Origin of the sequence: Longimicrobium sp., assembly GCF_036280135.1 — a bacterium.
Classification (GTDB): domain Bacteria; phylum Gemmatimonadota; class Gemmatimonadetes; order Longimicrobiales; family Longimicrobiaceae; genus Longimicrobium.
In genome coordinates this window covers 1-5,791 of record NZ_DASURI010000831.1, presented here as the reverse complement: position 1 = coordinate 5,791, position 5,791 = coordinate 1, and the positions used below count along the sequence as shown (strand labels likewise).

Annotated in this window: 6 protein-coding genes and 1 pseudogene; 5 read left to right on the top strand and 2 right to left on the bottom strand. The window is 72.2% G+C overall.

What is annotated here, in order from left to right:
- On the top strand, positions 1-1,201 hold a 1,201-nt coding region (locus tag VFZ20_RS26945), incomplete at its 5' end, for a GAF domain-containing protein (RefSeq protein WP_329687060.1).
- Positions 1,198-2,250 carry an anthranilate phosphoribosyltransferase gene (gene trpD / locus VFZ20_RS26940; RefSeq protein ID WP_329687059.1) on the top strand — a complete coding sequence of 351 codons (1,053 nt, stop codon included), beginning with the start codon at positions 1,198-1,200 and terminating at the stop codon, positions 2,248-2,250. The genes VFZ20_RS26945 and trpD, both read left to right, overlap by 4 nt.
- A 767-nt stretch (positions 2,251-3,017) precedes the next feature.
- Here trpD and VFZ20_RS26935 read toward each other — a convergent pair.
- Both VFZ20_RS26935 and lexA read right to left on the bottom strand, forming a co-directional pair.
- Positions 3,018-3,152, bottom strand: coding sequence for a hypothetical protein (locus VFZ20_RS26935; protein ID WP_329687058.1), 135 nt, complete (start codon positions 3,150-3,152; stop codon positions 3,018-3,020).
- A 142-nt stretch (positions 3,153-3,294) separates the two neighbouring features.
- On the bottom strand, positions 3,295-3,915 hold the full coding sequence (gene lexA / locus VFZ20_RS26930; RefSeq protein ID WP_329687057.1) for a transcriptional repressor LexA: 621 nt from the start codon (positions 3,913-3,915) through the stop codon (positions 3,295-3,297).
- A gap of 110 nt (positions 3,916-4,025) precedes the next feature.
- On the opposite strand from lexA, the gene trpC reads away from it, so the two are divergent.
- The 3 genes and pseudogenes from trpC to VFZ20_RS26915 all read left to right on the top strand — a co-directional run.
- The gene (gene trpC / locus VFZ20_RS26925) at positions 4,026-4,817 is read left to right on the top strand and encodes an indole-3-glycerol phosphate synthase TrpC (protein ID WP_329687056.1); all 792 of its coding nucleotides are present in this window, start codon (positions 4,026-4,028) and stop codon (positions 4,815-4,817) included.
- Positions 4,814-5,488: a phosphoribosylanthranilate isomerase gene (locus tag VFZ20_RS26920; RefSeq protein WP_329687055.1), complete on the top strand. Its 675-nt coding sequence runs from the start codon at positions 4,814-4,816 to the stop codon at positions 5,486-5,488. Before trpC ends, VFZ20_RS26920 begins: the two co-directional genes overlap by 4 nt.
- A 48-nt stretch (positions 5,489-5,536) precedes the next feature.
- Positions 5,537-5,791: pseudogene (locus tag VFZ20_RS26915) on the top strand (tryptophan synthase subunit beta); the annotation flags it as partial.

The window sequence follows — 5,791 nt, the reverse complement described above, 5'->3', positions numbered from 1 at the left end:
GGTCGATTCCACCACCGTTCTCCGCAGGCTGCTCCCCGTCCTGGCCGGCGCCAAGGGCGAGCGGCGCGTGGCGTACGCGCGCTTCGACGCCGGCCGCGCCGTGCTCGACCGCCGCTGGACGCTGCTGGACGGCGGCGAGCTGGACGAGGCCGCCGTGGAGATGGAGCCCCAGCGTCTGCACTCGCTCCTGCTGGACGACGCAGGCGGCGACCGCCCGCTCCGTCCCGCGGAGTCCGCGCCCGTGTGGGTGCTGCGCGACCTGCTCCCCGGCCTGGACCCCGACAAGAACTGGATCCGCGTGCGCGCCATCGCCCACGACGGCGCCCTGATGGGCGTGCTGGTGGTCGCCGAGCCGCGCCGCTTTTCCCTCACCCGCAAGGGCGAGGGGCCCGTGCCCGCCGCCGGCGACGTGCTGGAGATGGCCCTGGCCCGCGCCGCCGCCCTGGCCGCCGCGGGGCCCGCGCTGGGCGTGGGCCAGCCCATGGGGCTCGCCGAGTCCGTCGTGGAGCGGCTCAAGGAAAGCGAGCGCGCCGTGGCCGACGCCCGCGGCGAGCTGGAGCGCACCCGCGCCCGCATCGAGGCGCTGGAGCGCGCGGCCGGCGGCGCCACCGAGCTGCTGATGGACGCCCACGTGGAGCTGGACCGCCGCGCGGCCAAGCACCAGCGGCAAACGCGCGTCCTCTTCCTCCTCCGCAAGCTGCTGGAAAAGAACGCCGCCGGGATGGAGCCGCGCGAGCTGGCCGTGGAGATCGTCCGCACGGTGGCCGAGGCGTTCGGCGGCGGACGCTGCTCGCTGCTCCTGGTGGACGAGCGCGCGCCGGGCGGCGACCTGCGCCTGGGCGCCGCCATCGGCCTGCCGCCGGCCGTGGACGCGGGCGAGGTGCGCATCCCCATGGGCAGCGGCATCAGCGGCGAGGTGGCGCGCACGCGCATGCCGCACGTGTTCCGCGACGCACAGGACGGCGACGCCGGCGCCCTCGTGGGCGACGACTGGTACACCTCCGACGCCTTCGTCTCGCTTCCCCTCGTCTCCCGCGGGCGGCTGCTGGGCGTGCTGAACCTCACCAACTTCCGCACGGGCACGGTGGACGACAGCGAGGTGGAGCAGCTTCGGCTCGTCGCCCTGTGCGTGGGGCTGCTGGCGGACCACGCCGGGCTCCCGGAGCGGCTCTTTGACGCGGGACCGTCCCTCACGCCATGACCGACGCGCTCACCACGGCCCCCCTGGAGGCCGACCTCACGGAGCTGCTGCGCCGCGCCACCGTGCGCCCGCTTACGGCCGACGAAGCCGAGCGCGCCTTTACGGAGGTGATGGAAGGCCGCGCGTCCCCCGTGCAGATGGCCACGCTGCTGGTGGCCATCCGCGTGCGCGGGGCCACCTCGCAGGAGGTGGCCGGCGGCGTCCGCGCCCTGCGCCGCGCCATGGTCCCCGTGCCCACGGAGGCCGAGGGGCTGGTGGACACCTGCGGCACGGGCGGGGGCGCCATCACCACCTTCAACATCTCCACGGCCGCGGCGCTGCTGGCTGCGGGCGCGGGCGTGCGCGTGGCCAAGCACGGCAACCGCAGCTTTACCTCGCGGTGCGGCAGCGCCGACGTGCTCGAGGCGCTGGGCGTGCGGCTGGAGCTGGCGCCCGAGCGCGAGGCGCGCGTGCTGGAAGAGTGCGGCATCGTCTTCATGTTCGCGCCGCTGCACCACCCGGCCATGCGCCACATCGGCCCCATCCGCCGCGAGCTGGCCATGCCCACGCTCATGAACGTGCTGGGCCCCGTGACGAACCCCGCGGGCGCGCGGCGGCAGGTGGTGGGCGTGAACGATCCCGCGCTGCTGGAGCTCATCGCGGGCGCCCTGCTGGAGCTGGGCCACGACCGCGCCCTCGTCGTCCACGGCGAGCCGGGGATGGACGAGATCAGCCCGCTGGGCACCACGGAGCTGCTGGAGGTGGCGGATGGGCGGATCACCCGCCGCACCTTCGACCCGTCGGCGGAGCTGGGGTGGGAGCGCTTCGACGTGATGGGGCTGGAAGGCGGCGAGCGCGACGACAACGCCCGCAAGGTGGTGGGCGTGCTCAAGGGCGAGGTCGGCGGATCGGCCCGTGCCGCCACGCTGCTGAACGCCGGCGCCGCCATCTGGGTCGCCGGCCAGGCGGATACCCTGGTGGACGGCGTCCGCCGCGCCGAGGCCGCGCTGGATGCCGGCGCCGGCCTGGAAAAGCTCCGCGCCCTCCGCGAGGCCACCCAGGCGGCGTAGGGTCGAGCCGGACAAGTCGGAGAGGCGGCGGAAGAGTTGGGACGGACGGGCGGGTTGGACGACGGAGCAGGGGGCGGAGTCAAAGCGGTGCAATGTGCACGCGTCGCACTTTGCGGATGCCCACCCGGAGGGCGGTGCGGACGGCGGTTCGGAGAGCTCGTGCTGAAGTCGCGGAGTCCGCGCCGGAGCGATGAATTCGCCGCTGGAAAGGCGCGAAGTCCGCCTGCGCGGACTGCACCGCCGCCCCCGGGCGAAGGGGGCGGATGCAATGCGGAACAGATGCCTTTGCAGGTGAAGCCTCCACGGTCGGCGCGACTGTCGTGCGGCGACGCGGCGCCTTCGGTCGCGTGGCGTGGAGGTGAATCCCTCGCCGGGTCCGTCCCGTGTTGGTGGTTGAAGCCCTGTTCGCAACGCGCGTCAGCGCGAGACAGGGCTTATGGCAGTCCCAGCGGCGGCTTTAGCCGCTCCGTCGCGATCGCGGCCCCATCTGCTCGAATCCGGCCCCATCCGCTCGAATCCGGCCCGTCTGCTCGACGCGGGCGCCTGTGGTTCTCTGCCCACGCAAAACGCCCCCGCCGCCGATCACTCGGCCGCGGGGGCATCGTACGTCACCTGTTCTCGGCCGATCCGTCTGCGTGCGGATCGTCTGCCATCCATCCGATCCATCGAACGACGCGGGTCACCGGCATCCGATGATCCCCCGACCCGCGCGGACGGGGATCCCTTGCCGTTCCGTACCTTCGTACCCCGTACCTTCGTACCCGAGGTTACTTGGAGAACACGGCGCGGATCTCGAACGGCCCCTGGATGGGGGAGGGGGTCTTGTCGTCCAGCACCACGAGGGACTTGTCGTTCTTTCCCAGGCGGCCCACTACGAACGGCACGGTCTGCTCGGTCTTCATCGCATTCCCTTTAGTGTGCCGCCCGGCCCCCGGGCGGAAAGCATCCCCAACCCGCACCCGCGCCAGCGTCCCGAGGCTGACATGGATGCGGTGGTAGCGGGCACGCCCGCGGTTCGCTGAACCGTGGCGCCCCACGCGCGCGTCAGTACTTGCGGATCACGCCCACCACGATCCCCTGGATGCGCACGGCGTCCGCGGGGTAGAACATGGGCTGCATGGCCTCGTTGGCCGGCTGCAGGCGAATGCGGCCGGCGCTCTCGCGGTAGAACTTCTTGACCGTCGCCGACCCGCCCACCGTGCCGTCGTTCACCAGCGCCACCACCATCTCGCCGTTGTCCGCCGTGTTGCGCGAGTTCACGATGATGAAGTCGCCGTCGCGGATCTGCTCGTCGATCATGGAGTTGCCGCGCACCTTGAGCACGTAGTTCTCGCCCCGGCGCACCATGTCGTGCGGAACCGTGACGGTTTCGTGCACATCTTCCACAGCCTCGATGGGCAGGCCGGCCGCCACCTGGCCCAGCAGGGGCAGCTCCAGGGCCGGCGCGTGGAGGTCCGCGCGGACCACCTCCAGCGAGCGGCTCTTGTTGTAGTTCTTCCGAAGAAAGCCCTTTTGCTCCAGATTGGTCAGGTGCTCGTGGACCGTGGCCAGCGAGTTGTAGCCGAAATGGTCCGCGATCTCCTCGTAGCTCGGCGAGTAGCCGTTCGTCTCAACGAAGCTCTCGACGTAGTCGAGGATCTGCCGCTGCTTCTTGGTGAGCGCCATCCGCGTCTCCGCAGGGGTCGGTGGGTTGCCTTCCGAACAGGTACCGAAATATATAACCGAAGGCAAACCGAAGCGCAAGGAAAACGGAAAATCCATTGAGTGAAAGCATCTTGGACCGGATCGTCCGCACCAAGCGGGACGAGGTGAAGCTGGCCGCGCCCCGCCTGGCGGAATATCGCGACATGACACGGCAAGCCGATGCCCCGCGCGGGTTTGCGGCCGCCCTGCGCCGTCCTTCCGAGGTCCGCCTTCTCGCGGAGGTCAAGCGGCGCTCCCCGTCCGCCGGCGACATTCGCCCCGGAGCAGATCCGGTGGAGGTGGCCCGCGCGTACGTGGCGGGGGGCGCCGCGGCCCTCTCCGTCCTCACCGACCGCGACTACTTCGGGGGTGACCTCCAGTTCCTGCGGGACGTCAGGAAGGCAGTGCCCGTGCCCGTCATCCGCAAGGACTTTCTCATCGACCCCGTGCAGGTGTGGGAGGCGCGCGCGGCCGGGGCGGATGCCGTGCTGCTCATCGCCCGCATCCTGGAGCAGCCGCTGCTGGAGGAGCTGCACGGCCTGGCGCGGGAGCTGGGGATGGACGCCCTCGTGGAGGCGCACACCGAGGCGGAGCTCCGGCGCGCCATGGCGGCCGGCGCCACGCTCGTGGGCGTGAACAACCGTGACCTGGACACCTTCGTCACGGACCTGGGCCTCTCCTTGCGCCTGGCGCCCGGCGTGCCCTCCGGCGTGACCTACGTGGCCGAGAGCGGCATCCGCACGGCGGACGACGTGGACCGCCTGGGCGCGGCGGGCGTGGACGCCATCCTCGTGGGCGAGTCGCTCATGCGGCAGGCGGATCTCCAGTCCGCCGCCGCCGCGCTGACGGGCCGCCCCCGCGACGAAACGGCGCGCGGCGGATGAACGGCGATGCGCGCGCGTGGGCCCCGGCGGTAAAGGTGTGCGGTCTGACACGCCGGGACGATGCAGAAACGGCCGTCGACGCCGGCGCGGCGTATCTCGGTGCCATCCTGGCGCCCGGCTACCGAAGAACCGTGACGGCGGACGCGGCAGGCGTTATCTTCAGGAGTTTACAGGCAACGCCGGTGGGAGTCTTCGTGGACGCGGGGGAGGACGAGATCCTCGCCGCGGCCCGGACCGCGGGCATCCGCGTGGTCCAGCTGCACGGAAACGAGACACCGGAGCTGGCGGATCGTGTGCGGTCCGCGGGGTACCAGGCGTGGAAGGCCGTCCGCGTGCGCCACGCGGACGACGTTGCCGCCGCGCTCGCCCGGTACGCGGGCGCCGTGGACGCGCTGCTGCTGGACGGCTACGATCCCTCCGCGGCGGGCGGCACGGGCACGCGCTTCGACTGGGCGGCCGTGGCCGCGCGGCTGGGGGCGCTGCCGGACGGGCTTCGGCTGATTGCCGCGGGCGGGCTGCGGCCCGACAACGTGGCGGAGGCCGTCCGCACGCTTCGCCCCCACGCCGTGGACGTGAGCTCCGGCGTGGAGCAGGCGCCGGGCGTCAAGGACCCCGCGTCCGTGCGCGCCTTTGTGCGCGCCGTGCGCGACTCTTCTTTTGTCGATCCATAACGAGCGGGACGTATCCTGATGTTCGATGCGGGTATAGCGGGAGCCGCGGTGGCCGGCGAGACGACGGGCCGCTTCGGGGAGTTCGGGGGGCGCTTTGTCCCCGAGACGCTCATCACGGCGCTGGACGAGCTGGCGGACGTGTACGCCCGGGCGGCGGCGGACCCGGGCTTCTGGGACGAGCTCAACGCCCTGTGGCGCGACTACGTGGGCCGCCCCACGCCCCTGTACCCGGCGCGGCGCCTGGGCGAGGCGGCCGGCGGCATCGACGTGTACCTCAAGCGCGAGGACCTGAACCACACGGGC